General features: G+C 71.6%; 24 protein-coding genes. 4 read left to right on the forward strand and 20 right to left on the reverse strand.

Going from position 1 to position 22850, the window contains the following annotated elements:
- The first annotated feature begins 174 nt into the window (after positions 1–174).
- Positions 175–1530 (forward strand): HD-GYP domain-containing protein, encoded by a 1356-nt coding sequence (locus tag DEIGR_RS05845; protein WP_322787153.1) that lies wholly within the window; start codon positions 175–177, stop codon positions 1528–1530.
- Between the two features lie 64 nt (positions 1531–1594).
- Here the strand turns inward: DEIGR_RS05845 and DEIGR_RS05850 are convergent, their stop codons facing one another.
- The 10 genes from DEIGR_RS05850 to ccsA form a co-directional block, all read right to left on the reverse strand.
- Entirely contained in the window at positions 1595–2506 is a 912-nt protein-coding gene (locus DEIGR_RS05850) for a carbohydrate kinase family protein (protein WP_058976089.1), read from the reverse strand.
- Positions 2507–2851: 345 nt separating this feature from the next.
- Positions 2852–3346, reverse strand: a complete 495-nt coding sequence (locus tag DEIGR_RS05855; protein WP_058978554.1) for a GNAT family N-acetyltransferase — start codon at positions 3344–3346, stop codon at positions 2852–2854.
- Positions 3347–3354: 8 nt separating this feature from the next.
- Positions 3355–3951 carry a Rieske (2Fe-2S) protein gene (locus tag DEIGR_RS05860; protein WP_058976090.1) on the reverse strand — a complete coding sequence of 199 codons (597 nt, stop codon included), beginning with the start codon at positions 3949–3951 and terminating at the stop codon, positions 3355–3357.
- On the reverse strand, positions 3948–5000 hold the full coding sequence (locus DEIGR_RS05865; protein WP_083523941.1) for a c-type cytochrome: 1053 nt from the start codon (positions 4998–5000) through the stop codon (positions 3948–3950). Before DEIGR_RS05865 ends, DEIGR_RS05860 begins: the two co-directional genes overlap by 4 nt.
- On the reverse strand, positions 4997–5479 hold the full coding sequence (locus tag DEIGR_RS05870; RefSeq protein ID WP_058976092.1) for a cytochrome c-type biogenesis protein: 483 nt from the start codon (positions 5477–5479) through the stop codon (positions 4997–4999). Before DEIGR_RS05870 ends, DEIGR_RS05865 begins: the two co-directional genes overlap by 4 nt.
- Positions 5476–6075 carry a TlpA family protein disulfide reductase gene (locus DEIGR_RS05875; protein ID WP_058976094.1) on the reverse strand — a complete coding sequence of 200 codons (600 nt, stop codon included), beginning with the start codon at positions 6073–6075 and terminating at the stop codon, positions 5476–5478. Before DEIGR_RS05875 ends, DEIGR_RS05870 begins: the two co-directional genes overlap by 4 nt.
- A gap of 40 nt (positions 6076–6115) precedes the next feature.
- Positions 6116–8092, reverse strand: a complete 1977-nt coding sequence (locus DEIGR_RS05880; RefSeq protein WP_058976096.1) for a heme lyase CcmF/NrfE family subunit — start codon at positions 8090–8092, stop codon at positions 6116–6118.
- Between the two features lie 43 nt (positions 8093–8135).
- Positions 8136–8618, reverse strand: coding sequence for a cytochrome c maturation protein CcmE (gene ccmE / locus DEIGR_RS05885; protein WP_058976098.1), 483 nt, complete (start codon positions 8616–8618; stop codon positions 8136–8138).
- Positions 8615–8746, reverse strand: coding sequence for a hypothetical protein (locus DEIGR_RS21445; RefSeq protein WP_255416014.1), 132 nt, complete (start codon positions 8744–8746; stop codon positions 8615–8617). The genes ccmE and DEIGR_RS21445 overlap by 4 nt, the downstream gene beginning before the upstream one ends.
- Positions 8739–9449, reverse strand: coding sequence for a cytochrome c biogenesis protein CcsA (gene ccsA / locus DEIGR_RS05890; RefSeq protein ID WP_058976099.1), 711 nt, complete (start codon positions 9447–9449; stop codon positions 8739–8741). Before ccsA ends, DEIGR_RS21445 begins: the two co-directional genes overlap by 8 nt.
- 141 nt (positions 9450–9590) lie before the next feature.
- Between ccsA and DEIGR_RS05895 the strand changes: the two genes are divergently transcribed.
- Positions 9591–10292, forward strand: a complete 702-nt coding sequence (locus tag DEIGR_RS05895; protein WP_058976101.1) for a hypothetical protein — start codon at positions 9591–9593, stop codon at positions 10290–10292.
- Positions 10293–10359: 67 nt separating this feature from the next.
- On the opposite strand, the gene DEIGR_RS05900 is transcribed toward DEIGR_RS05895, so the two are convergent.
- The 8 genes from DEIGR_RS05900 to DEIGR_RS05935 all read right to left on the reverse strand — a co-directional run bounded on the left by DEIGR_RS05900 (position 10360) and on the right by DEIGR_RS05935 (position 19503).
- Positions 10360–11076, reverse strand: a complete 717-nt coding sequence (locus DEIGR_RS05900; RefSeq protein WP_236704669.1) for a heme exporter protein CcmB — start codon at positions 11074–11076, stop codon at positions 10360–10362.
- Positions 11073–11735 carry an ABC transporter ATP-binding protein gene (locus tag DEIGR_RS05905; RefSeq protein ID WP_153013651.1) on the reverse strand — a complete coding sequence of 221 codons (663 nt, stop codon included), beginning with the start codon at positions 11733–11735 and terminating at the stop codon, positions 11073–11075. Before DEIGR_RS05905 ends, DEIGR_RS05900 begins: the two co-directional genes overlap by 4 nt.
- Positions 11732–12409, reverse strand: coding sequence for a cytochrome c biogenesis CcdA family protein (locus DEIGR_RS05910; protein ID WP_058976105.1), 678 nt, complete (start codon positions 12407–12409; stop codon positions 11732–11734). The genes DEIGR_RS05905 and DEIGR_RS05910 overlap by 4 nt, the downstream gene beginning before the upstream one ends.
- A gap of 46 nt (positions 12410–12455) precedes the next feature.
- Entirely contained in the window at positions 12456–12839 is a 384-nt protein-coding gene (locus tag DEIGR_RS05915) for a penicillin-binding protein (protein ID WP_407638309.1), read from the reverse strand.
- Positions 12840–12945: 106 nt separating this feature from the next.
- Positions 12946–15300, reverse strand: coding sequence for a transglycosylase domain-containing protein (locus DEIGR_RS05920; RefSeq protein ID WP_058978558.1), 2355 nt, complete (start codon positions 15298–15300; stop codon positions 12946–12948).
- A gap of 64 nt (positions 15301–15364) precedes the next feature.
- A complete protein-coding gene (locus DEIGR_RS05925) occupies positions 15365–15751 on the reverse strand; it encodes a response regulator (protein WP_058978559.1) in 387 nt (128 codons plus the stop codon).
- Between the two features lie 450 nt (positions 15752–16201).
- Positions 16202–19009 (reverse strand): valine--tRNA ligase, encoded by a 2808-nt coding sequence (locus tag DEIGR_RS05930; protein WP_058976107.1) that lies wholly within the window; start codon positions 19007–19009, stop codon positions 16202–16204.
- A complete protein-coding gene (locus DEIGR_RS05935) occupies positions 19006–19503 on the reverse strand; it encodes an NUDIX hydrolase (protein ID WP_236704670.1) in 498 nt (165 codons plus the stop codon). The genes DEIGR_RS05930 and DEIGR_RS05935 overlap by 4 nt, the downstream gene beginning before the upstream one ends.
- 375 nt (positions 19504–19878) lie before the next feature.
- Between DEIGR_RS05935 and DEIGR_RS05940 the strand changes: the two genes are divergently transcribed.
- A complete protein-coding gene (locus DEIGR_RS05940) occupies positions 19879–20421 on the forward strand; it encodes a hypothetical protein (RefSeq protein WP_153013652.1) in 543 nt (180 codons plus the stop codon).
- Here DEIGR_RS05940 and DEIGR_RS05945 read toward each other — a convergent pair.
- Both DEIGR_RS05945 and DEIGR_RS05950 read right to left on the reverse strand, forming a co-directional pair.
- Entirely contained in the window at positions 20418–21140 is a 723-nt protein-coding gene (locus tag DEIGR_RS05945; RefSeq protein WP_236704671.1) for a hypothetical protein, read from the reverse strand. The genes DEIGR_RS05940 and DEIGR_RS05945 overlap by 4 nt on opposite strands.
- A gap of 101 nt (positions 21141–21241) precedes the next feature.
- Entirely contained in the window at positions 21242–21763 is a 522-nt protein-coding gene (locus DEIGR_RS05950) for a DUF4388 domain-containing protein (RefSeq protein ID WP_058976111.1), read from the reverse strand.
- A gap of 83 nt (positions 21764–21846) precedes the next feature.
- On the opposite strand from DEIGR_RS05950, the gene DEIGR_RS05955 reads away from it, so the two are divergent.
- The gene (locus DEIGR_RS05955) at positions 21847–22848 is read left to right on the forward strand and encodes an ADP-ribosylglycohydrolase family protein (RefSeq protein WP_058976113.1); all 1002 of its coding nucleotides are present in this window, start codon (positions 21847–21849) and stop codon (positions 22846–22848) included.
- The last annotated feature ends 2 nt before the right edge of the window (positions 22849–22850 follow it).

Raw genomic sequence — 22850 nt, forward strand, 5'->3', positions numbered from 1 at the left:
TGTTGGCCCCTCAATGGAACTGGAAACCGCTGTCTGAATGCTGCGGTCACGCCGCCACCCGGTCCAGGGCTGGCGGGTTCTGTCGTCCCAGTGGGCGCCGAGAGCTGGACGCCCCGCATCAGGGGGGACCGTAAAATCTTTAACACTTCTTCATCGCGGTGCTATGCTGACCCGGTGCCCCGCTCGCCCATCTGGTCCACCCTGGTGCTGATCGGTGCTGCCGCCCTGCTGGGCTACGCCGCCTGGCAGCACCACACCGCCCTGATGGCCGGCGCCGCCCTGCTGATGGTCGCCGCGACCGTCGGCGCGTCCGGCCTGACGCGACTGCTGCCGCTGGGTGCGTTCGCTGCCGCCTTCCTGACGTCCCTCGTGTTGCGCGGCCCGCGCCTGGACCCGCTGGACCTGCTCGCCGCGCTGCTCGTGCTGGGCGGCCTGGGCTTCCGGATCGTGCGGGAGCAGGTCACCGCCCGGCAGCTGGCGTGGCAGCGCAACACCATCGCCGCGCTGCACGCGGGCAGCGAACGGCTCGCGGACGCCCGCGACGCCGACGCGATCATCCGCGCCGGGATCGGCATCCTGGACCGCCTGCAGGTCGCCCCGAACCTGGCGTTCGTCGCGTACCGGCAGGGCACCCCGCACATCCTGGCCGCCAAGGGCGCCTTCGAGCCGTTCCTGGAGCGGCCCATCCATCCCAGCGACAACAACAGCCGCAGCGTCCAGGCGGACCACTGGGTGGCCGAGGAGGCACTGACGCTGCTGAAAAAACCCCAGCGGCGCCACTACCACGTCGCCCCGGTATACGGCCGCGCGTCGAACCACCTGGGCGTGCTGATCATCACCCGGAGCACCACCGAACCCTTCGACGACGCCGAGAAGAGCGTCGTGGCGTCCTTCGCGCGGCTGCTGGGCGCGCAGCTGGGCCAGTGGAACGCCATCCGCGACCTGCGCGACGCGAACGACCTGACCCTGCGCTCGCTGGGCGCCGCGCTGGAGCACCGTGACGACGACACCGGCGGGCACACCAGCCGCGTCGTGAACCTCAGCGTGCGCCTCGCGCGGCGCCTGGGCTGGGACGAGGATCAGGTCAAGGCGCTGCGCTGGGGCGCGTACCTGCACGACCTGGGCAAACTGGCCATCCCCGACGCGGTGCTGCACAAACGCGGCGCGCTGGACCCCGACGAGCGGCGCGTGATCCAGACGCACACCACCATCGGGTACGACATGCTGCAGGACCTGCACTTCCTGCCGGCCGAGACGCTGGATCTCGTGCGGTACCACCACGAACGCTGGGACGGCACCGGGTACCCCAGCGGCCTGCGCGGGCAGAACATTCCCGACACGGCGCGGCTGTTCACGATCGTGGACGTGTTCGACGCCCTGACGAACGCCCGCCCGTACAAGCCCGCCTGGACCCGCGACCGGGCCGTCAGCGAGATCCGCCTGCAGGCCGGGCGGCAGTTCGACCCGCAGTACGTCGAGGCGTTCCTGCGCATGATGGCCGAGCACGACGAGGCGCACCTCGTGGTGTGATCCGGGATTCACGGCGACATGAGGGGCCGCGTGCTGGACAGCGGCCCCTCCCTCCTGCCCGGGTTCAGTCGAGGTCGAGGTCCGCGCGGGTGGGGGCGTACGCCCCGGCGTGCGCGCAGGCGGCGGCGGCGGCCCGCAGGCCCACGCGCAGGTGCTCGGTCCACAGGGCGTCCGGGTGCTCGGTGGCGCTGACGAGCAGCCCGGCGCACAGGGCGTCCCCGGCACCGACGGTGTCCACGACCTGCACGGGCGCGGCCGGGAGGTCGGCGCGGCCCGCGCTGTGGTACAGGCTCGCGCCCTGCGCGCCGCGCGTGATCACGATCGGGGCCTTCGCGTTCAGGCCGCGCAGGCGGCGCATGACGTCGGCCTCGGACTGACCGGGGAAGAAGAACGCGAGGTCCTCGTCGCTGAACTTCATCAGGTCGGCGCGGCGGGCGACCTGCTCGAACACCGCCGGGTAGTCCGGGTGGCGGTGCGTGATGCGGGCGTTCGGGTCGAAGCTGATGCGCACGCCGGCCGCGCGGGCCGATTCGATCAGGCCCAGGAGGGTGTCCGCCAGCGGCCAGCGGCTCAGGCTGATGCCGCCCACGTGCAGCCAGCGGGCCGCGCGCAGCCAGCCGTCCGGGAGGCGGGTGGGGTCGAAGTGCAGGTCGGCGCTGTTCTCACCCAGGAAGCGGTAGGCGGGTGGATTCGCGGAGTACACGACGGCCATCAGGGTGGGCGCCGGGACGCGTTGCAGGAAGCGCGGGTCCAGCCCGGCGTCCTGCGAGGCGCGCTGCAGGTCGTCCCCGAAGTTGTCCCCCCCGACCGCGCCCGCGAAGGCACTGGGCACCCCCAGCGACGCGCAGGCCCGCGCGACGTTCCACCCGGCCCCGCCGGGGTGGGCGTGCCAGGCGTTCCCACCGGCGGTCACGAGGTCGGTCAGGGCCTCACCGGCGCTGACAATCAGGGGCAGGTCGTTCTGGGGGAGGGACATGACCCTGTCATCCTAGCGTGATGGTCACGAGACCACTCCCGGGCGGCCCCGCGCCTGTCTGACCTGCCCGGTGGGGGAGGCAGGGCCGCAAGCCCGCCGCGCCGATCATGGCCCGATCATGCCCCCGGTGGCACCCTGTGATCAGGCGGGGTTCGGACCACTTCCGGGGGGGAGTTGAAGGTCCGGACCCGCCGATCTGTCGTGGACTGTCATACGGATTCCGTCTGTTTCGTTAACAGATCGGAACATCACCGATCTGCCAACTCCACGCCCGGAACCCGCTTCGCTCCTTCTCGCATCCGCTCGGGTTGAAAGTTTTTGCAAACCATTCAACTGGAGTTCTTATCAGGCCCGGTTCACCGGCAGGCGGTAGCGCACCACCCGGAAGTCGAACACGTCCCGTTCGTCCACCGGCTCGAATCCGAACGTCTCGTACAGGCGCCGCAGGGCGGGGCGGCTGGCGGCCGTGTCCAGCTTCAGCCAGGGCCGACCCGAGTCGCGCGTGACCTGCACGGCTTGCTCCAGCAGCGTGTGCGCCAGCCCCTGCCCCTGGCAGGTGGGGTGAACGGCCAGTTTGTGCAGGTACAGCGCCTCGCCGGGCGGGTCGTCCGGCCAGCAGGGTGGATCGACTTCCAGCAGGCTGAATGCCCCGACCGCCGCGCCGCCCCGCCATGCGACGTGCCAGGTCGGGGCCGGGTAGTGCGGTGCCAGCCGCTCGGGCGTGACGCTCGCGGGCGGCCAGAGGGTGCGGCCCAGCGCCTCCTGATGCCGCGCCGTGGCCCCCACCACCGTCGCGGCGGCCTGGAGGTCCCCTTGTGTGAACGTCAGCGGTCCGGTCATGCCGCGCATTATCCGGTGTACTCGGGCGCGGGTTCGATCCCGGTCGCCCAGACGTCCGCGCCGCGCCGCTCCAGCCGAACGCGGGGCAGCGGCGCCAGGGCCTTGCCGAACACCGCCTCGCCCGCCTTCAGGGGATCGAACACCGAGTAGTGACAGCGGCAGCCCAGCTGCGGGTGCTCCTGCCCGCCGGGCGCGCGGTAGTTGAACGCGAAGGCCAGCACCTCGGCGTCCCGCACGAGGTTCACGCTGCACCCCAGGTGCGTGCACACCCGCGAGAAGCCCGCCAGATGCCCCCCCGGCACCCCCAGCGACCCCCGCGTGGGCGAGGGAAGGCGCAGCAGCGTGCAGGGCCGCCCGGCGTACGTGAAGGTCACCTCGGCCCAGTCGGCGCCCAGGTCGGCCAGGGCCGCCACGCGCTGCGGCGGCGCCGCCTCGAAGGCGGGCTCGCCGGGCGTGCGTTTGCCCAGGGTCACGCGGCTTGCGTACCAGCCCATGTACCCGAAGGTCCCCACCGTGCCCGCCACCGGCAGCAGCCACCAGCGTTCCAGCAGCGCCCGGCGCGTCACGCGGCGCGCCCGTTGGGGGGTGGGCGCGGGGTCGCTCACTGGCCCTCCCGCTGCCAGCCTTCCAGCAGGGTCAGCAGCGCGGCCAGTTCGTCCGCTTTCAGGTCCGGGTAGGCGGGCATGGCCCCCTTGCCCTGCGTGATCACCTGCGCCAGCGCCGCGCGGGTCAGGGTGGACGCCCGCAGGCTGGGGCCGGTGCCGCCACCCCCGCCCGGCCCGTGGCAGGACGCGCAGCTCGCGGCGTACACGCGCAGGGCCGGGTCGCTGGTGTTCAGGCGGGCGCGCAGCGCCGTGATCAGGTCGTCCGCGTCGCGGCCCTTCGGGTCCAGCGTCCGGTAGCGTTCCAGCGCCGCCAGCGCCGCCTGATCCTCCCCGAAGCGGGCCAGCGCGAAGCCCAGCAGCAGCTGCGATTCCGGCTCCTGCGGGGCCAGCTGCGCGCCGGTGCGGATCAGCAGCGCGGCCCGCTGGGCGTCCTCGGCGCTGATGGCCTGCCCGGTCTGCTCGCCGCGCGTCAGGAGCAGGATGCCCAGGCGGCGCAGCGCCTCCGGCTGACGCGGATCGAGTTTCAGGGCGCTGCCGTACGCCGTGACCGCCTGATCGAAGGTGTTCGAATCGAACGCCGCCTTGCCCCACGCCAGGTACGCTTCCTTCGTGCCGCTGCGCTCCGCCTGCGCCTTCAGGCCCGGCAGTTTCAGCACCGCCTGCACGTTCCCGGCCTCGTTGGGGGTCAGGCTGGCCAGCTGCCAGCGGGGCACGAACGTCACGGCGCCCACCACGGTCAGCAGCGCCGCGCCGCCCAGCAGGCCCAGCGCCAGCGTGCGCGTGCCGGGGCGGGCCTGCGGGGCGGGCGGCAGGGCGTCCAGGCCGCGCAGGGCCAGCGCCGCGCGCCGCTCCAGGTCCGGGCGGCGCGACTCGTCGGTCAGGGCCGCGAGCTCGGCGTACAGCCGGTCCCGTTCGGCCCCCAGGCGCGCGCGTTCCGGCGCGTCCGGATCGTCCGGCGTGCGCGCCCGTAGCGGCTCGGTCACCAGCCACACGCAGGCCAGCGCCACGAGCGCCAGCAGCAGCACGTTCAGCAGGACCGCGCCGGTCACGAGTCACCATCCCGGCGGGTGTCGCGCTGCACCTGCGCGAGGTACGGGTCGAAGCCGCCCGCGTCGTTCAGCGGTTCGTCCGGCAGGGTCGCCGCCGGGCGGCTGCGGCGCAGGAACGCCCACAGCACGCCGCCTCCGGCTGCCAGCGCCGCCAGGGGCGCGCCCCACAGCAGCAGGTTCCGGCCCGACTTGGGCGGGTCGAGCAGCACGAAATTCCCGTACCGCTGCGAGAAGTACACGTAGATGTCCGTGTCGCCGCGCCCCTGCGCGACCTGCTCGCGGACCGATTCGCGCATCTTCACGGCGATGGTGCTGCGCGAGTCCGCGATGGACTCCCCGGTGTCGCACAGCGGGCAGCGCAGGTTCTTCTCGATCGCCAGCGCCCGCGCCTCCTGCGCCGGAGTCAGGGACGGCGTGGGCGCCGTCTGGGCCACAGCAGTTGCACCCAGCAGGGCGCCCGTCAGCAGCACGCGCCTCATAGGCCGGGAACGCCGATCTTCGCCAGACCCACGTTCAGGCGCTCGCGGGTCAGGCCGCCGCGGTCCATGTGCTGCACCACGCCGCCTCTGTCGATGAAGACCGTCTCGGGAATGCCGCTCACGCCGTACTCCAGCCCCGTGTTGATGCCGGGGTCGCGCAGGTTCGGGTACGCCAGCGCGTACTCCTGAATGAACTGCCGGGCGTTCCCCTCGTTCGTCTCGTTGAACAGGATGCCCACGACCGCCAGCCCGTCCCCGCCGCTCTGGCGGGCACTCAGCTCGCGGAACATCGGCGCCTCCTCGCGGCACGGACCGCACCACGACGCCCAGAAGTTCACGACGACCGGGCGGCCCCTGAGGCTCGCCAGGGACAGCGGCGTGTCGTCCAGGCTGGTCAGCGTGAACGCCGGGGCGGGTTTGCCGACCAGCGGCCCGCCGGTCTGGTCGTTGCTGGCCGGGGTGCGCAGCGCGACCGCCAGGACCGCCACCAGCGCGAACGCGATGGCCGGGGGCAGCAGGCGGCGCCACAGTGGTGCGGGGGGCGCGGGGGTTGGGGATGCAGGGGACTTCGGGGCAGAGGGGGTGGATTCGGTCATCACAGCTCCGGGAAGGTCAGGCAGGAAGGGGAGGAGGGGCTCAGTCGGTGGCGGGCGCCAGTCGCGCCGGGGCGGCCTGGGCAGCGCGGCGCGGGGTGACCAGCGTGAACGCGGCCCCCACGCACACGAGCAGCGTGCCCCACCAGATCCACGACACCAGCGGCGACTCGATCAGGCGCACGCTGGCCCACTGGCCCTTCTGGGCGTCCACGTTCGTCAGGACGAGGTAGGTATCACCAGTCAGGCCGTAGCGCACTGCGGGGGCGGGGAAGGCCGTGTCGCCGCCCTGCACGTAGGTGTTCAGCCGCGCCCCGAAGGGCCGCCCGTCGATCAGCACGCGCGCCACCACCGACTTCCCGTCGGGGCGGGTCACGGTCTCCAGGGCAGTCAGGGTCAGGTCCTCGTTCAGCAGGTGCGCGGGTTTGTTCAGGTTCAGCGTGACCTGCGCGTCGCGGCGGTACGTGCCGCTGAACGCCAGCCCCAGCGCCAGCACGATCAGGCCCGCGTGCGACAGGTACGCTCCGTAGCGGCGCGGCTGCGCGCGCAGCGTGCGGCCCAGCCCGCCCGCCTGCCGGGCCGCGCGGGCCGTCAGCAGGCCCAGGCCCAGCAGGTTGTACGCACTCAGGGCCACCGTCGCCAGCACGCCGGGATGACGCACGCCCAGCGCCAGCGCCAGCAGCGCCGCGCCTGCCCCCGCGATCAGCAGGGGCCGCAGCGCCCGCCACAGGCCCTGCCCGTCCGCGCGCCGCCACGGCAGCAGCGGTCCCACGCCCATCAGCAGCAGCAGGCCCAGGCCCAGCGGAATGGCGAACGCGTTGTAGAAGGCCGGGCCCACGCTGGCGTCCCGGCGGCCCTGCACGGCCTCCACGATGGTCGGGAACAGCGTCCCCACCAGGACCATCACCGCGAACACCACGAACAGCCAGTTTCCCGCCAGGAACGCGCCCTCGCGGCTCAGCGCGGCGGGCGGGTCGTTGTCGTCCCGCAGGTGCGGCGCGCGCCACGCGGCCAGCAGCGTCCCCGCCAGCAGCACCAAAGCCAGGAACCCCAGGAACACCGGCCCGACCGGGCCGCCCGCGAAGGCATGCACGCTCTGCACGATGCCGCTGCGGTTCAGGAAGGTGCCCAGCACGGTGCTCGCGTACGCCAGCACGATCAGCCACACGTTCCACGAGCGCATCAGGCCCCGGCGTTCCTGAATCTGGATGGAATGCAGGAACGCGGTCGTCAGCAACCACGGGATGAAACTGGCGTTCTCTACCGGGTCCCAGGCCCAGTAGCCGCCCCAGCCGAGCGTCTCGTAACTCCACCAGCCGCCCGCCACGATCGCCGCCGTCAGCAGCGCCCAGGCGACCAGCGTCCAGCGGCGCGTGACGACCACCCAGTGATCCGACAGGCGACCCGTCACCAGCGCCGCCACCGCGTACGCGAACGGCACGCTCAGGCCCACGAAGCCCAGGTACAGCAGGACCGGGTGCACCGCCATCATCCAGTGGTTCTGCAGCGCCGGGTTCGGGCCGCGCCCGTCCGCGACCAGCGTCGCCACCGGCGTGAACGGCGAGGCGACCGTCGCGCACACGCCCACGAAGAACACCAGACTGGCGAACATCGCCGATAAGGCCCAGGGCCGCAGCGCGTCGCGGCGCAGCGTGACACTCAGGATGAACGCGTACCCGGCCAGCAGCCACGCCCACAGCAGGATGCTGCCCTCCAGCGCGCCCCACAGGCCCGTGACCTTCACCCAGGTCGGCGAGGCCCGCATGGAGTGCTCCGCGACGAAGCGCACCGTGAAATCGTCCCGCAGCAGCGCCGCGAGCAGCACCAGCGTGCCCAGACTGACGAGCGCGAAGACCGCCCAGGTGGCCCGGCGCGCGGCCTCGGTGACGCGCGGATCGCGCCGCGCGCCGCCCAGCAGCGCCAGCAACAGTCCCGCCACGCTGAACAGCAGCGCGCCCAGCAGGCTCAGCTGCCCCAGCGCCCCGGACGCACTGGACGAAAACGAGATCAGGTTCAGCACATTCACTCCCACCGCGCCGCGCGGGCGCGGTCCACCCCCGGCCTCAATCGGCCGACTTGATCATGTCCTTCAGCTCGGCCTGCGTCTTCGGGACGTTGTATTCCTCGCTGTGCTTCACCACGAGGTCCGTCGCGTGGAACGTCTCGCCCTGGAACTCGCCGCGCACCACGACGCCCTGGTTCTCCTTGAAGAGATCCGTGACTGCCCCGTGGTACTGCACCGGGAAGCTCGCGCTGCCATCCGTGACCGTGAAGCGCAGGTTCAGCGTCTGCGGGTCGTACTTCGCGGCCTTCACCAGTCCACCGATCCGCACCGGGCGGCCCTGCAACTCGGCCTCCTGCTGCTGGTACTCGCTGGGCGTCACGAAGTACTCCAGCGACCTGTTCAGGTTCCCGAACGCGATCGTCGCCGTCAGGCCCACCAGCGCCGCCACGCCCAGTACGACCGGCAGCGGACTGCGCTTACGCCGCCGCGCCTGCGGCAGCGGCGTCAGGGGCGTGGGGGCGTCAGGGCCGGGCGCACTCACCGGGGGGCCTCGCTGACGTCCTCACCGCGCACGGCCCGCAGCCGCAGCCACATCCACACCAGATACCCGATCAGGACGCTGAACGTCGCCAGGTAGGACAACAGCACGTACCAGAAGTACTTATCCACGGGCCACCTCCACCCGGCCGGTCACGCCGGTCAGTTCGCGTTCCTCACGCGCCTCCTCACGGGCGGCCAGGGTGCCGCGCAGGCGCAGCAGGAAGAAGTACAGCAGCGTGAACGACGCCACGCTGAGCAGCAGCGTCGGCAGGTAGATCGGCGCGGCGTCCCAGCGCACGCCCCCCAGCAGCTTCAGCGTCTGCGTCTGGTGCACGCCGCGCCACCACTCCACCGCCATGTAGTTCACGGGCACGTACAGCGTCCCCACGATCCCCACGACCGCCGACACGCGCGCCCGGCGCTCCGGGTCGTCGATCAGCGACCGGATCAGCAGGTACCCGCCGTACACCACCAGACTGAGCGCCGTGGTCGTCAGGCGCGCGTCCCAGACCCAGTACGTGCCCCAGGTCGGCTTGGCCCACAGCATCCCGCCCACGATGGTCGCCAGCGTGAACAGCAGCCCGATCTCGCCACTGGCCATCGCCAGCCGGTCCCAGTGACGGCGGCGCTGGATCAGGTACAGCAGCCCGAACAGGCCCGTGCCGCCGTACGCGAGGTAACTCAGCCACGCCTCGGGCACGTGCACGAACATCAGCCGCACCAGCGAACCCTGATTCACGTCCAGCGGAGAGGTCAGGCTCAGGCCCAGCACCACGGCCAGGCCCAGGAGGCTGGCCGCGCCCAGCACAGTCGTCGTGACGTCTCTTTTCATATCGCTCCTATTGTGCCGTCAACGCCGGGCGGGGAACCGTGAGGGCCGCCGCGCAGCGGTCATTTCCGGCCCGCAGCATCGCGCCCCACGCCTGAAACAGGCAAGTGCGAGTGTCCCCGCCACGCTATCCTGCACGCACCCATGCCGAGAATCCTGCCCGCCGCGCTGCTCGCGCTCAGCGCCCTGCTGCCCGCCTGCGCCCCCGCCCAGACCGGCCCTCTCCCCGACCCCGCCACGTACCGCCCCGGCCCCGCCGACGTCGCCACCCTGCCCGACCTCGGCCCGGTCGGCCGCTGGATGATCACCAAGACGCTGGAACCCGCCACCTGGCTGGGCGAGCGGGTCGGTGGCCGCACCCTGCGCGAACCCATCAACGTCCTGATCCTCGACCGGACCTCCACCACGCCCGAGGCCGCCACCGCCCGCCTGAACGCCGCCATGACCGCCGCCGGGTACGACCCGAAGAACATGCACAGCGACGGCTACAACGGCCAGCTCGGCGAGCGCCTCTACCCGCAGCTGCCCCCCAGCGGGAAGGGCCTCGCGTTCAGTGACGGCCCCTGGTACGTCAGCAACCACCACGGCCGCGTGTTCGGCCCCGCCCCCGTCCAGGGCGGTTACCTGTTCAGCGCCGCGTTCAGCCTGGAAGACATGCGCTGGCTCCCCAAACCCGGCCACACCTACAACAGCTTCAAGGCGACCCGCGAGGACCTCGCCAAGCGCCTGAGTGCCACCGGCCTGTACCGCCGCGCCGCGAACGTGGACCTCGGCAACCGCCTCGACACCCCCCAGGAGACCACCGGCGACCACGACGGACAGGCCGCGCTGCTCACCACCCCCTGACGAGAGCGGGCAGAGGCCGCGGCGAACAGTCCCCGGGGCCTCTCCTGTCTTGTGGGCACACGTGAGCTCAGCCCTCGACCGCCGCCGGGAACAGCAGGGTCGCCAGGATGATCGTGCCCAGGTCAAACGCGGTCAGGAACGTCAGCCAGGTGCCGACCTCGGGACTCCAGCCGCCCTCCAGGAGCAGGCGGGTGGCCTGCACGGTCGCCAGGACCGCCGGGACCAGGATGGGGAAGGCCAGCGCGGGCAGCAGCGCCTCACGCGCGCGGAGGTTCACGGTGATGCTGCCGTAGAAGGTCGTGGCGGCCGCGAAGCCCAGCACGCCCAGCGTGGTTGTCAGGGCCAGCGCCGCCCACGGGAGTGCGCGGCCCGCCGCCGTGACCGCCTCGGACGCGCCGAACAGCACCAGACCCGTCGGCACGGTCACCGCCGCGACCAGCAGCAGGGGCGGCAGCACGCCCAGCAGCTTGCCCAGGTACAGCGCCCCGTGCGGACCCGGGTACGCCAGCAGCTGCTCCAGCGCCCCGGCCTCCTGCTCCTGCGCGAAAGCCCGCTGCGCGCCCACCGCCGCCGCGAGAGCCAGCGCCGTCCAGATCGCCCCGGCAGCCAGCGGCGCGCTCAGGCGGGCGTCGCGGGACACCACGCCGCCGCTCAGGGCGAAGCCCAGCACCAGCAGCACGATCCCCGCGAAGAACGCCGTGGCCAGCAAGGTGTCGCGCGTGCGACCCGCCACGCGCAGATCCTTCGCGGCGACCGTCAACGCCTGCCTCAGCGCGCCCTTCAAGCGGGCACCTCCTCGCGCAGCAGGCCGCCCGCGAGGCGCAGCGTGCGCGGCGCGACCACCTGCGCCAGCGCAGGCTCGTGTGCGGCGATCAGCAGCGAGCAGCCCTGCCCGCGCAACTCCAGCAGCAGCTCCTGCACCAGCGCCCGCCCCGCGTCGTCCAGGTTCGCGAAGGGTTCGTCCACCAGCGTCACCGGACGGGCCAGCAGGTGCGCGCGGGCCAGCGCCAGCCGCTTGCGCATCCCCGCCGACAGGAAGCGCGCCCGGCGGGTGGCCGCGCCCTCCAGCCCCACGCGGCGCAGCGTGCCCGGCACGTCCCCGGCCCGCGCGTGCATCCGCAGCGCGAACGCCAGGTTCTCCGCCGCCGTCAGGTCCGGGTACAGCCCCCCGTCCACCGGCATCAGGTGAATCGCGTCCCGCACCGCGCGGCTGTCGCGCAGGTCGAAGCCCAGCACCCGCCCCTCGCCACGCGTGGGCCGCAGCCCGGCGCTCAGCAGGCGCAGCAGCGTGGTCTTCCCGGCGCCGTTCTCGCCCAGCAGCGTCACTCCCTGCCCGGCCGGGACATCCAGCGTCACGCCACGCAGGATCACCTCGCGGCCCAGCCGCAGCCACACGTCCCGCAGCTGCACCGCGAACGCCGCGCCCGGATCGGATTCCTTCACAGGCGCAGCCACTCGGGCATGACCGAGAAGAAGAACGTCGCCAGCCGCGTGAACTGACCCGTCAGCATCATCAGGCCCACCACGACCAGCAGCGCGCCCCCGACCTTCTCGAACACCCCCGCGAAGCGGTTCAGGCTCCGCAGGTTCACGCGGTGCCACAGCGCCGCCGCCAGCAGAAAGGGCACGCTCAGGCCCAGCGTGTACGCCGCCAGCAGCGTCACGCCGCTGCCCAGGCTGGCGCTGCTCGCCGCGAGGCTCAGGACGCTGCCCAGCGTCGGCCCCAGGCACGGACTCCAGCCGAACGCGAACGCCGCGCCCAGCGCCACCGGCCCGTACCCCCCGGCATTCGCCAGAGCGCGCGTGTCCCGCATCAGGAACGGCAGCCGGATCAGGCCCAGCATCACCAGCCCGAAGAAGATGATCAGCGCCGCCGACACCTGCCCCAGCAGCGCCTTGTGCGGCGCGATCAGCGCCCCCAGGCTGCTGGCCGTCGCGCCCAGCGCGATGAACACCAGCCCGAACCCCAGAATGAACCCCAGCGCCCGCGACCACGGCTGCCGCTCACCGCCCAGCACACCCAGGTAACTGGGTACCAGCGGCAGCACGCACGGACTCAGGAACGACACCAGCCCCGCCAGGAACGCGACAGTCAGGGTCGGGGAAGCACTCGTCATGCCCGGCAGTCTAACGGCACACGCTCAGGCCGCCTGTCCCGCCGCCTTATTCCAGCTTGCCGCTGAACGTGCCCTCCCAGGCGTTCATGATCCGGCCGTCCTGCACGAGCAGCACCGTCGGGTACGCCCCCACCCGCAGCTGCCGCGCGAAGGTCGTCGCCGCCTCGCCCGTCCAGGCCTGCACGCCCGCCGGGGCGGGGGAGGGGAACCCCTCGGCGTTCACGGCCCGCACCGGCAGTCCCGCCGCCAGCACCGCCGACCACAGGTCACCCAGATCCCCGCAGTCGTGGCTGTACACCACCACGACCTCCTGCGCGGCTGCCGTCCACGGGTGCTGCGGCAGGGGTTCCCCCAGGCGCACGCGCGCCTCGGCGGTCGAGATGCCCAGGGTCAGCAGCAGGGTCAGCAGGGGAGCGCGGCGCAACCTCATGCCCGACATCATGCCCCGGCGGTCCGGCGAATGCATGACGGAGTGGTGAGGGGCACCTCAATGACGAACGCGCCCCCAGCAACTGGAGGCGCGTCAGGAGGGGGCGTTACGGTGCGCTGACCGGCGGCACCGACTGCGTGGTGCCCGTCACGCCCCTGGCGGCCTTCACGGCCTCCGGGTCCGCCTGTTCGTCCTGCAGGGGCGCCGGGCTCTCGTCCGGGGCGTACCCGGGCAGGTCCTCCAGCTGCACGCGGCGCTGCACGATGTTCTGCGGCGGCGTGAATTCGGTCGCCAGTCGGTTGGTGGTGCGGTCCAGGCTGACCAGCAGCGAGTCCGGATCGTTCCCCGGGCGGTACGTCGTCTCGCGGTACAGCGTGGGGGGCGGCGCGTCCGCCTGCACCTCGGTGTTCGCCGCGTCGCGGTAGTTCGGGTCCAGCACCGCCAGTTTCACGTTCGGCAGGAACTGCTGATCCGGCGCGTCCACGTACTGGATGCCGGGCGGTTCACTGAACTGCCGCAGCGCCTGCCCCTGATGCGCGAGTTCCATCATGCGCCGCCAGATCGGGGCGTTCACGTACCCGGAGTAGTAGTAGATCGGCATGTCGCCGCCCTGCTGCCGCCCCACCCACACCGCCCCGGTGTACAGCGGCGTGGTGCCCACGAACCAGAAGTCCTTCGGGCCGTTACTCGTGCCGGTCTTCCCGGCCACCGGCCACTCCCCGAACTTCGCGCGGCCCGCCAGGCCACCCTGCGCCTCGTTCAGGTCGTTCACGACCCCGCGGATCATGTCCAGGCCCAGCCACGCCACCTGCGGCGTCCACACGCGCTTGCCCTGCGCGGGCTGACTGTTCACGTCGAACAGCACCGCGCCACGCGCGTCCGTCACGCGCGTGATGTAGCGGGGCGCGCGGTACAGGCCGCCGTTCACGAACGGCGCGTACGCGGCCGCCATCTTCACCGGGGTCGTCTCGACCGCGCCCAGCGCCGCCGCCAGCCCCGTCCCGTCGTTCGTCTGCAGGCCCAGTTCGCGGATCTTCCCGAAGAACGTCTGCAGGCCGATCCGGTCCGCGAGCCGCACCGTCACGAGGTTCAACGAGCGGTCCAGCGCCTCGCGGATCGTCATGTCGCGGTAGGTCGTGGCGCCCTCGAAGTTCTTCGGTTCGTACACGCCGTTCTTGCAGCCCGTGCAGGGGAACGACACCGGGCGGTCCTCCTCCCGGTGCGACTGGCTCAGGCCGGTGGACAGCGCCGTCGTGTACAGCAGCGGCTTGATGGTCGACCCGATCTGCCGCTGCCCCTGCGCGGCGTTGTTCCACGCGGCGGGCGGCTCGGTGCCGCGCAGCTTCTGACCGATCATGCCCAGCACCTCCCCGTTGTACGGGTTGATGACCGTCGCGGCCAGCGTCGCGCCCGGCGGCAGGCCCGTCGCCTCCCGACTCGCGGTCTCCGCCGCCGACTGCACCTTCGGGTCCAGCGTCGTGTACACCCGCAGGCCACCCGAGCCGTACACCACGTCCCGCCCGAAGCGCCGCACGAGCTCCTGCTCGACCTGCTGCGTGAAGTGCGGCGCGCGCGTCGTGACGACCGCCTTGAGTTCCTTCGCGGTGCGGTCCACCAGTTTCGCGGCCTTCACGTTCCCGGCGTCGTCGTACGTGACCTGCCACCCGCGCGGCTGCACCTTCTCCCGCCACGCGGCGTCCATCTGCGCCTGCGTGATCCAGCCGTCCTCGACCATGCGGGACAGCAGCACCCGCATCAGCGGCCGGACCTCCTCGTACCGGAAGTACCGCCCGGCATTCGGCACGAGCACCGTCAGGTACGCCGCCTGCCCCAGCGTCAGGTCCTTCGGCGTCGTGCGGAAGTACGCCTGCGCCGCCGAGTAGATCCCGTACAGTTCCACCGGCCCGCCGTCCCCCCAGTAGATGGTGTTCAGGTACGTCTGCAGGATCTCCGACTTCGTGAAGGACCGCTCGACCTGCACGCTCAGGATCCACTCCTTGAACTTGCGGTCCGGCGTGCGGGCCTGCTGGTACTCGTCGAGCAGCAGCGTGTTCTTCACCAGCTGGTTCGTCAGGGTACTGCCGCCCTGCACGCTGTCCCCACGCGCCACGCGCTGCACCTGCCGCCCCAGCCCGTACGGGTCCAGGCCGTAATGCTCGAAGAACCGCCGGTCCTCGTTGCTGATCAGGGCGCCCACCATGAACGGACTGATCTCGTTCAGCGTGACGATCGTGCGGCTGATCGCCTGATCCCCCACCTTCGGAATCAGGCTGCCCAGCGGCGCCCCGTCCCGCGCGTAGATCCGCGTTTCCGAACCCAGCGACCGCGTCAGGTTGTCCAGCTCCCGGTAGTCCGGGAGTTCACGGGCCCACTTCAGGCCGTACATGGCCGCCACGCCCAGCGCCGCCACGAGCGCCGCCAGCACGAACGACGTCAGGAACTTCAGGAACCGCAGGACGATCACGCCCGCCCCCCGCCGCCTGCACCCACCGACTTGCCAGCGCCCACCGACTTGATTGCGCCCGTCAACGCCGTCGCGCCTCGATGAGCTGATTCACGCGGCCCCGCAGGTTCTTCCCCGACAACGGCTTGTACACGATGTCGTCGGCACCCACCAGCTTCGCGTGATCACGCGTCTGATCGTCATCGAAACCGGTCAGGAGCAGCACCGGCGTGTCCCGCAGGCGCTTGATGCGCTTCACCCGCGAGCAGATCTCGAACCCGTCCATGAACGGCATCTTCACGTCCAGCAGCATCGCGTCCGGCGTGTGCTCCTTGAGAAACTCCAGGGCTGTCTTGCCGTCCGGCACTGCCACGATGTCGTGCCCGTCTGCGGACAGAATGACCTCCAACATGGTCCGGATGGCCGGTTCGTCGTCCGCGACGAGAATGGTATACGCCATGCCGCCCATCATAGAGCAGGGCAGCGGGACACGCGCCGTGACCTGCTGCCCCATCTGCACGGCGCGCCCGGCGGCACCCACACGCAGTCGAGGAGCGCCCGCACGGGTTCCGCCCACCCGGCGCCGCGCGGCTCACACGGACTCCGGTTGAATGGCTTGCAAAGCCGTTCAATCCGAGCGGAGCGAGTAGGAGCAGAACGGGTTCCGGACGTGTAGTTGACAGATTGGTGGTGTTCCGATCTGTCAACGAAACAAACGGAATCCGTATCACACGGGTGGGCAGCTCGTTGAGTCGCACCCGCCCGGGTTGACCGTTGTCGCACACCGCTCGACCGGAGTCCACATCAGGGGCACGCCAGTCGGCCCGGCGCCGGGCACCCGGCCTCTCGCGACGCCCGCCGGACGGCAGGCAGAGGCGGGGCGCCGTGGTTTCCCAGCGCGCCCCCCCTGCGTCCCGACTTACTCGAACTGTGCGAGCACCTGCGTGAGGCGTTCCCGCTGCGCGCCGAAGTCGGCCACGCGGCGTTTCTCCTCCTCGATGACTTCGGCGGGGGCGCGGGCGACGAAGCCCTCGTTGCTCAGTTTGCCCTGCGCCTGCTTGATCTGCTTGTCGAATTCCGCGAGGCGTTTCTTCTGCTTGCCGACCCAGTCGGCAATATCGACGGTGCCTTCCAGCGGCGCGCGGACGGTCACGCCCTGCTCGACGAGGCTCAGGGTGCGGCCCTCCAGGTCGCCGGACAGGTTCACGCGGGCGATGCTCTCGACCACGCGGGCGTTCTCGTGCACGGTGGGCGCGAGGTCGCCCTCCACGGCGACGTTCAGGCGGTCCTGCGGGCTGAGGCCCAGTTCGCTCTTGAGGCTGCGGGCGGCGGCCACGGCGGCGCGCAGGGCGTCGAAGGCGCGGGTGGCGTCCGCGTCGTGCAGCGCATCGTCCGCTGCGGGCCAGGAGTGCACGGCCAGCTGGCGGCGGTGCCCGAGCGCGGCGTACAGTTCGCTCGTCACGAACGGCATGAAGGGGTGCAGCAGCTTCAGGATGTGTTCCAGCGTGGCCTTCAGCGTCACCAGTGTGGACAGTTTGCCCTCGCTCAGGGCGGGTTTGGCGGCCTCGATGTACCAGTCGCAGAACTCGTCCCAGGTGAAGGTGTACAGCGTGCGGATGGCCGCGCCGATGTCGAACGCGTCGAGCTGCGCGGTGGCCTCGGCGGTCACGGCGTTCAGGCGCGACAGGATCCAGCGGTCCGCCAGCGTCAGGTCGGCGCGGGCGCGCACGGCGCTCAGCGCGTCGCGGCTGCGCAGGGTCTCGCCCACGCTGTCGTCCAGCGCGCCCTGCACGTACTGGATCAGGGCCTCGTCGGCGTCGCTGCCGGTCGTCTGGAGGTTCGGGAGGGCCTCGCCCAGTCGCAGCATCGCGAAGCGCGCGGCGTTCCACAGTTTGTTCGCGAAGTTGCGGCCCTGCTCGAAGCGCCGCGGGTCGTGCTTGATGTCCTGCCCGCCGGTGGACAGGAAGCTGAACGCGAAGCGGCTGGCATCCACACCGTACTGGTCGAACAGTTCCAGCGGATCGATGCCGTTGCCCTTGCTCTTGGACATCTTCTGACCCTTCGCGTCGAGGTACAGGCCGTGCAGCATGACCGTGCTGAAGGGGGCCTGACCGGTCAGGCCGTACCCGGCCATCTGCATGCGCGCCACCCAGAAGAACAGGATGTCGTACCCGGTCACGAGCACCTGCGTGGGGTAGAACTTCCGGAAATCCTCACTGTCCGTGTCGGGCCAGCCCAGCGTGCTGAACGGCCAGAGGTTGGAGCTGAACCACGTGTCGAACACGTCCGGGTCGCGGCGCAGGTTCAGGTGCGCGTAGCGGGGGTCCTGATCGCAGTCAAGGTCCGGATTCTCGGGGTCCGGCACGTACAGGTTGCCCTGCTCGTCGTACCACGCGGGAATCTGGTGCCCCCACCACAGCTGACGGCTGATGTTCCAGTCGCGGATGTTCTCCAGCCAGTCGCGGTTCACCTTCGCGTACCGCTCGGGCACCAGCTGCATGTCGCCCCGCTCCAGCCCCGCGAGAACCTGCTCCGCGAAGGGTTTCATCTTCACGTACCACTGCTCGCTGATGATCGGCTCGACCGGCACCTTCGTCCGCTCCGACAGGCCGATGGCGGTGTCGTGGTCCTTCTCCTCCAGCAGGTCGCCGCCCTCGGTCAGGGCCTTCACGACCGCCTTGCGGGCCGCGAAGCGTTCCAGGCCCTGGAACTCGGCGGGCACCAGCTCGTCGCGGGTCAGGTTGCCGTGCAGGTCGATCACGCTGGGCCGCGCCAGACCATGACGCTCGCCCACCTCGAAGTCGGTCGGGTCGTGTGCGGGCGTGATCTTCAGCGCGCCCACCCCGAACGCCATCTCGACCGCCTCGTCCGCGATGATCGGCACCCAGCGGTCCGTCAGGGGAATGCGGGCCTCCTGCCCGACCAGATGCGCGAAACGCGGGTCCTCGGGGTGCACCGCGATCGCCTGATCCGCGAAGATCGTCTCGGGCCGCACGGTCGCGATGCGGATCTCGCCCGCCTCCCCGTTGCTGGCCGCCGCGTTCGGGTCACGCAGCTTGTACGACAGGGTGTACATCTTGCCCTTGCGCACCTCGCGGTCGATCTCCAGTTCCGACAGGGTCGTCTGACTCGCCGGATCCCAGTTCACGATCCGCTCGCCGCGGTACGCGAAGCCCTCGTGGTACAGCTTCACGAACTGATGCCGCACCGCGCGCGACAGGCCCTCGTCCATCGTGAAGCGCTCGCGCGTCCAGTCGGCACTGACACCCAGGCGCGACAGCTGCTCCAGGATCATCCCGCCCGACTCGGCCTTCCACTCCCACACCTGATCCAGGAACCGCTCGCGGCCCAGGTCGTGACGGCTGACGCCCTGCTCGCGCAGCTGCCGCTCCACGACCACCTGCGTCGAGATGCCCGCGTGATCCATGCCCGGCAGGTACAGCGCCTCGAAGCCCGCCATGCGCTTGTAGCGGATCAGCGTGTCGATCAGCGTGTTGTCCAGCGCGTGCCCCAGGTGCAGGTTCCCCGTCACGTTCGGCGGCGGAATCACGATCGTGAACGGCTCCTTCCCGCTCGTCGCGTCCGCGCGGAACGGCTCGTTGCGCCACTTCGCGGCCCAGCCCGGCTCGACGGCCTTCGGGTCGAACTGCTTGGCGAGGACGGACGCGTCGTTCTCCGGCGTCTGATCAGGGGTGGCAATCTGGTCGGGGGTGTGGGGGTCAGTCATGCTTGAAGCTCCTTGTGCAGCAGTTGATCGAGGTGGGGGAGGGCGGCGTCCATCTCCCAGTCCAGGCCGGGCGCGTGCAGCGGCGCCCAGCGGAACCGGAAGGTGTACCGCCCTTCGGCGAGGTGATCCCAGGTGTCCGGCGTGCCCGCCGGGGCGGTCAGGGCGTACGCGTGGCAGACCTGCCGCGTGAACCGCTCGGGCAGTTGCGCTTCCCACAGGTACGAGGCCAGGAAGGTGAGATTGGTCAGGCTCAGACCGGACTCCTCGTGCAGTTCGCGCGTGGCGGCCCGCTCCGGGGTTTCCCCCGGCTCGACCCCGCCCGCCACGACCTGCACGCCCGCCCCGCCGTCCGGGACGTGATCGAACACCAGCAACTCGGGCCCGCTGGAACCGGCGCGCGTGACGAAGCACACGACCTTCTCGCGCAGTCCACGTGTCGCCGCGTCCCGCCGGGCCTCCTGTGGCGTGTCGTAGAACGTGACTATCCTTCCCACCTCCTGACCGGGGAGGGAAACGCAAAACGTCCCGTCCGCCGGAAGAACTTCCGGATGCGGACGAGACGAGGGTGTCCCGTGGTACCACCGCGTTTCCCCGCCTGCATGGGGGGCACTCGCTGCGCGCTGTATCGGGCGCACCCGGAGGCTCTACGCCCCCCGCGCGGGGGGTTTCTGCCGTCGTGCTCGCGGGTGACGTTCGCCGGGGGCCCGTCCACCTGCCCTCTCAGTCGCGGGGCGGGTTTCCTGTGGGGGCCTGACCCGGGTACTCCTCCCGGTCACTGCACTCGGGAGTGTACGCGCCGGGGGGCGGGCATTTCAATCCGCACGCTGGCGCATTGGCGCGGTGGGGGCGGGCCGGGCATCCTGCGGGGCGTGCCCCTGACTGGAATGACCCTGTATCACCGCGCCGTGCGGGACGTGCGCGGCGATCACCTGTTGCCCCTGAGCACCCTGCGTGAGCGGCACCCGGACGTGTACGCCCGCGAGGCGGCGAAGTACGTGGGCCGCGAGGCCCTGATGGGGGAGCGGGTCAGTCGGCTCGACTGCCTGTGGACGGACGTGCTGTTCTTCTCCCCGGTGAATCCGGGCCCGCTGTTGGACGCCGCGCGGCAGAGCGGGCGGGCGATTCCCCCGGTGCGGTTCTGGACGCTGGACGCCGCGCACCTCGACCCGGCGCGGGCGTGCGTCCGGCTGGTGCGCCCCTGGCTGGGAGGTGTGAAGCCCGCGCCGGACCCGGCGGACGAGCTGCCCTTCACGCCGCAGACGCTGCGGGAGCACTCGGCCGCGCCCCCGGCGACCCTGGACCGCCTGCGCGCCCTACCGGAAGAAGCGCCCCTCATCCTGTGGATGGACGTCCCACACGTCCTCTACCGCGGCGAGGTTCCCCTGGGTGCGCTCGGCGAGGCGCGCTTCTAGCTCTCGTCGCCCTCGGTGACGCGCTCGAAGCGGTACAGCAGGGGTTTTTTCAGCAGGCCGCGCGGGACGGTCACGGTGGCGCTCTGGTAGGGGAGACCGCTGACCTGCGCGGACGCGCTGAACAGCTGCGTGTCCTCGCCGATGCGGGCGGCGCGGTCACTGAGGTCCAGCGTGCCCTGCGCGCGGCTCAGGACGTCGTAGGGGTGTTCGATCAGCACGGTCAGTTTCACGGGCTGCCCGATCAGGCTGCGCAGGGGATTCGCGGCGCTGGCGAACGCGGCGCGCACGGGTTGCGCCTGCCGCTCGCGGGTCACGCGGACGCTCAGGCCGTACTCGCCGACCGGGAAGGTCAGGTCGCGGATCAGGGTCACGCCGTCGCCCTCGGCCTCGCGGAACGCGGCGAGCAGGGCCTCGCGGCGGTTGCGGACCAGCGTGACGGGCATGGCGCGCTCCATGGGGAACTCGCCCCGCTGGATCACGCGTTCGGCGTGCTTCAGGGTGTCCTCGCGCGTGCGGAACGTGCGGTGGGTGACGGGCTGCGCGGCGTGCCACACGCCACTGGAGTCGCGTTCCATCCACTCGATCCACAGGTCGAACTGATCGTGGAACTGCCAGGACGGATGCGCCTGCTGCGCGGGCCGCGCGGACTCACGCGCTGGTTCGTCGCGGGGGGACAGGGCGTCACTGGTTCGGCTGGTGCTGCGAGAGATGGCGCTCATGGGTCCTCCGGTGAGCCCATCATGCCTCAAATGACCGGCTGAATGTGAAAAAACGCCGCGCCGGGGGGATCACCCCCCAGCCCGGCGGCGCGGCTTCCGGCTCAGCTGATCTCGATCAGTTCGGCCAGCAGGAACGGCTTGAGGGTTTCCAGGACAAGCCGGGGCGGCGCGGCGGTGCGTTCCAGCAGGGTGCGGATGTTGCCGCTGTCGGCGATCAGGTTCAGCACGCGGTACTGGGTGCGTGTGACCGGCTGCGCCTCGGTCCACTTGGCGGTGAAGCGCAGGCGTCTGTTCCAGTCGGGGAAGGTGCGCAGCAGCGGTTCCCACGCGGCGTTGTCCTCCAGCAGTCGGCGCAGGGCCGGGTCGCGGCGCAGGCTCATGCTGCGGGTGGGGGGCGGCTGGTCCACCTCGAAGGTGAACACCCCGGCGTCCAGGCTGGCCATGAACTGCAGGGCGTGATCGCCGCGCAGGCGTCCGGCCTCGGCGTGCGTGATCTCGCCGCGTTCCAGCCACAGCTGCCCGCCGCGGACATGATCCACGCTGAGCCGCCCGGCGCGTCCGCTGGTCAGGAACATCTGCATGACGGACAGGAAGGGGAAGACTGCCAGATCGCCGCGTACCATAGGTGACCCTCAGTGTAGGGGCGCGCCGCCCCCGGCGCGAGAGGTCACCCCCGCCGGGGGCGGACGCGTGCGAAGATCGTCACATGCCTGAACCTCTGGACGTGCTGCTGTCCCTGTGCGCGGCGGACGCGCTGGGCGCCGCCACGGAATTCAAGTCCCCCGACGTGATCCACGCGCGCTACGGCGCCGCCTTCCGCGCGTACCAGCCGGGCAGCGTGTTCGGTTTCGCGCCCGGCGAGGCCACCGACGACAGCCAGATGGTCGTCGCTACCCTGCTCGGCGCGGCGCGGCGCGAGGGCCACGCGGGTGTCCTCGCGGCGTTCCGGGAGTGGCTGGCCGCCGCGCCGCCCGACGTGGGCGGCCTGACCCGGCAGGCCCTGAGACTGACCTTCACGCAGCCGGAGCGGCTCGACGGGGGCGCCCTGGCCTGGGAACGCGGCGGCTTCGACGGCGCCGGGAACGGCGGGCTGATGCGCGTGGCGGCCGCGTGGCTGCTCGGGCACCGGGGCGCGGCCCTGGCGCGCGAGGCGGCGGTGCTGACGGCCCTGACGCACGCCGATCCGCGCTGCGTGTACGCCTCGGTGTTCCTGACGGCGTTCATGGAGGCCCTGGCCGCCGGTCAGGCGTACGCGGCGGCGGCGCAGGCGGCCCTGGCCGTCATGGACGGCCTGGACGCGCGGGACGCCCTCGTGGACGCCGGGGTGCTGGGCCTGCACACCCAGGACGCCCACCGCGCCTTCCGGGGCCGCGAGCGTGAGGCCCGCGCGCAGGTCCGCGCCCGCGTCCGCTCGGGCCTGGACGGCACGGTCACCTCGCAGAGCGGGTACGTGCTGGACACACTGGAGGCCGCCGTCGCCCACGCCCGCCGCGCGGACTGGTGGGCGTGCGTGGAGCCCGCCGTGCTGGGCGGTGACGACAGCGACACGGTCGCGTGCGTGGTCGGCGCCCTCGTGGGCGCACGTGGCCTGAGCACCCCGCCCGAACTCCTGCCGGACCTGCGCCTGGGTCACTCCTGGCCCGGCTGGGAGCGCGGGTGGACCGCCACCGAGCACCTACCCGCCGTCCTGGCCCACGCGGTGGCGTGACC

Source organism: Deinococcus grandis, from assembly GCF_001485435.1.
Classification (GTDB): Bacteria; Deinococcota; Deinococci; order Deinococcales; family Deinococcaceae; genus Deinococcus; species Deinococcus grandis.

Excerpts from the sequence above, each read along its gene's own strand:
- DEIGR_RS05850 (WP_058976089.1), bottom strand. The coding sequence starts at position 2,506 with ATGTCCCTCCCCCAGAACGACCTGCCCCTGATTGTCAGCGCCGGTGAG.
- DEIGR_RS05855 (WP_058978554.1), bottom strand. The coding sequence starts at position 3,346 with ATGACCGGACCGCTGACGTTCACACAAGGGGACCTCCAGGCCGCCGCG.
- DEIGR_RS05870 (WP_058976092.1), bottom strand. The coding sequence starts at position 5,479 with ATGAGGCGCGTGCTGCTGACGGGCGCCCTGCTGGGTGCAACTGCTGTG.
- DEIGR_RS05875 (WP_058976094.1), bottom strand. The coding sequence starts at position 6,075 with ATGACCGAATCCACCCCCTCTGCCCCGAAGTCCCCTGCATCCCCAACC.
- ccsA (WP_058976099.1), bottom strand. The coding sequence starts at position 9,449 with ATGAAAAGAGACGTCACGACGACTGTGCTGGGCGCGGCCAGCCTCCTG.
- DEIGR_RS05895 (WP_058976101.1), top strand. The coding sequence starts at position 9,591 with ATGCCGAGAATCCTGCCCGCCGCGCTGCTCGCGCTCAGCGCCCTGCTG.
- DEIGR_RS05910 (WP_058976105.1), bottom strand. The coding sequence starts at position 12,409 with ATGACGAGTGCTTCCCCGACCCTGACTGTCGCGTTCCTGGCGGGGCTG.
- DEIGR_RS05915 (WP_407638309.1), bottom strand. The coding sequence starts at position 12,839 with ATGAGGTTGCGCCGCGCTCCCCTGCTGACCCTGCTGCTGACCCTGGGC.
- DEIGR_RS05925 (WP_058978559.1), bottom strand. The coding sequence starts at position 15,751 with ATGGGCGGCATGGCGTATACCATTCTCGTCGCGGACGACGAACCGGCC.
- DEIGR_RS05930 (WP_058976107.1), bottom strand. The coding sequence starts at position 19,009 with ATGACTGACCCCCACACCCCCGACCAGATTGCCACCCCTGATCAGACG.
- DEIGR_RS05945 (WP_236704671.1), bottom strand. The coding sequence starts at position 21,140 with ATGAGCGCCATCTCTCGCAGCACCAGCCGAACCAGTGACGCCCTGTCC.
- DEIGR_RS05950 (WP_058976111.1), bottom strand. The coding sequence starts at position 21,763 with ATGGTACGCGGCGATCTGGCAGTCTTCCCCTTCCTGTCCGTCATGCAG.
- DEIGR_RS05955 (WP_058976113.1), top strand. The coding sequence starts at position 21,847 with ATGCCTGAACCTCTGGACGTGCTGCTGTCCCTGTGCGCGGCGGACGCG.